The 2,526-nt window shown below is 49.9% G+C and carries 2 protein-coding genes; both read left to right on the forward strand.

Going from position 1 to position 2,526, the window contains the following annotated elements; genetic code table 11:
- The first annotated feature begins 499 nt into the window (after positions 1–499).
- Positions 500–1,483 (forward strand): ABC transporter ATP-binding protein, encoded by a 984-nt coding sequence (locus K4A83_RS22520; RefSeq protein ID WP_407810277.1) that lies wholly within the window; start codon positions 500–502, stop codon positions 1,481–1,483.
- Complete coding sequence (locus K4A83_RS22525; RefSeq protein ID WP_265266962.1) at positions 1,483–2,268, forward strand: ABC transporter permease; 786 nt, start codon at positions 1,483–1,485, stop codon at positions 2,266–2,268. The genes K4A83_RS22520 and K4A83_RS22525 overlap by 1 nt, the downstream gene beginning before the upstream one ends.
- The last annotated feature ends 258 nt before the right edge of the window (positions 2,269–2,526 follow it).

Below are 2,526 nucleotides of genomic sequence, written 5' to 3' on the forward strand. Positions count from 1 at the left end.
GGTAGGGCATACCGGAACTCACGCTTGGGGAGAGATTCCCTCTGGCTTGGTTGGATACGTCCTGCCAAGTTAAGGAAACTCGTTGAACCAAGAATCCCTCGCTTTTAGCGATGGGAGTGTCAAGAAAATGGTCAATGGTTAATTGCTCACCATCACTCTTCTTTAATGCCTGAAGTAGCTGTAGCGTCTGAAGTAGATATCAAAGAGCAATACTATAGCAAACCTATCTGAGTCGTGCAAAAAAGGCTCGCCTAGAATCTAAATAGGACAATAGCCCAGAGTTCACGTCTCATTAGGACTAGCTAGGGTTTGCTGAATAACTCTGCTCATGGGGCTAGGGAATAGGTAATAGGCATTTCCCTAACCCCTTCCCGACTCCCGATTACCCAACTCTCGGACTTATTCAGCAAGCCCTAGCGATAATTCGCCGTTGACCTCTTGCGTTCTCATCCCTCGGATCTAGACAATGGACATCACAATCCATCCTTTGCAGGAATTTATGTCCATTATTGAAGTCCAAGGCCTCAGCAAAACCTATCCCGTCGCCCTCAAACAACCGGGCTTAAAAGGCACGCTAAACCACTTCTTCCGCCGTACCTATCGCTCCATCCAGGCCGTTCAGGATGTCTCCTTTACCCTAGACACCGGGGAAATCGTCGGCTTTCTCGGCCCCAACGGTGCCGGGAAAACCACCACCCTGAAAATGCTCACCGGATTGATTCACCCCTCCAGTGGACAGGTGCGCGTTGCCGGATATATCCCCTTTCGTCGCCAACCCCAATTTCTCAAAAAAATGAGCCTCGTCATGGGGCAGAAACAGCAACTGCTCTGGGATTTGCCAGCCCTAGACTCCTTGAAAATCAACGCCGCCGTTTATCAAATTCCCGAGGCTGAATTTAAACACCGAGTCCAAGAACTCTCCCAACTCCTTGCTCTAGAAGGAAAACTCACCCAGCCCATGCGGAAACTATCCCTCGGAGAACGCATGAAAGCGGAACTCTTGGCCGCCCTCCTCCACCATCCGCCCGTTTTATTTTTAGATGAACCTACCCTCGGCTTAGATGTGAACGCTCAAGCTGCTGTGCGGGAGTTTTTGCGAGAATATAACCGCCGCTATGAGGCCACCATTCTCCTCACCAGTCACTACATGGCCGATATTACCGCCCTCTGTCAGCGCGTGCTATTAATCCATGAGGGTCAGTTAATGTACGATGGCAGTTTAGACGGCCTCCTTGAACGTTTTGCCCCCTATCGGGAAGTGAAGGTAGAACTGACGGAGTTAGTCCCTTTAGAGCAATTGAACCAATACGGAGAAATTGAAACGATGGAGGGGCGCGAGGTGCGGTTTTTGGTTCGTCGGGAAGACCTGACGCGAACGGTGGCGCAACTTTTAGCCCAACTGCCCCTTGAGGATTTAAGTGTGGCAGACCCACCCATTGAGGAGGTCATTGGTCGATTATTTAAACAGGGGGTAGAGGGGTGATGTGGCTGTGGCAGAAAATTAAAACGTTTTTGGTGGTGTATTACGCCTATATGGTGGAGTACCGCGCAGAGTTGCTGTTTTGGGTTCTTTCGGGTTCTTTGCCCATTATTTTAATGGGGGTTTGGATTGAAGCGGCCCAAGGGGGACAATTTATGCTGGACTCTCTCACCTTTGCCCGCTATTTCATTATGGTGTTTATTGTCCGTCAATTTACGCTGGTTTGGGTGATTTGGGAGTTTGAAAAGGAGGTTGTGCAAGGGAAATTATCCCTGAAGTTATTACAGCCGATTGACCCGGTTTGGCATCATGTGGCTGCCCATCTTTCGGAACGATTAGCCCGTCTTCCTTTTGTGGTGGCACTGATTGTGCTATTTTTCTGGCTCTATCCTCAAGCCATGTGGAGGATGAGTGTAGGGCAAATTGTGCTGGGTTGTTTGGCGACGGGATTGGCGTTTAGTTTACGGTTTTTGTTGCAATATACTTTAGCCATTTTGGCGTTTTGGACGGAACGGGCGAGTGCGCTGGAGGATTTATTTTTCCTGTTTTATTTGTTTTTGTCGGGTTATCTTGCCCCGTTGGAGGTGTTTCCTCCACTTATGCAGGAAATAGCCCAGTGGACTCCTTTTCCCTATTTGCTCTATTTCCCAGTGGCGCTGTTTGTGGGTTTGCCTGTGTCGGTGGGGCGGGGATTTTTAACGTTATTGGTTTGGGGGGTGGTGTTGTTGATACTCAATCGTTGGTTGTGGCGTAAGGGGTTGAGAAAATACTCGGGAATGGGGGCTTAATCTAGATAAAGACCCAACTGAAGAGCTAAAACCGGGGAGGAGAGGGCTGGTGAGTTCGTCGGCGGCCAAGAGAGTGAGGGCCCGTTCTAGGATACCGCGATCGCGCCGATAAACCTCCACCACCTGCTGCTGTTGACACTCCCATCGCTGAAAGCGAGGGATTCTTGGTTCAACGAGTTTCCTTAACTTGGCAGGACGTATCCAACCAAGCCAGAGGGAATCTCTCCCCAAGCGTGAGTTCCGGTATGCCCTACCGTA

It is taken from the genome of Spirulina subsalsa FACHB-351 (assembly GCF_026130165.1).
Taxonomy (GTDB): domain Bacteria; phylum Cyanobacteriota; class Cyanobacteriia; order Cyanobacteriales; family Spirulinaceae; genus Spirulina_A; species Spirulina_A subsalsa_A.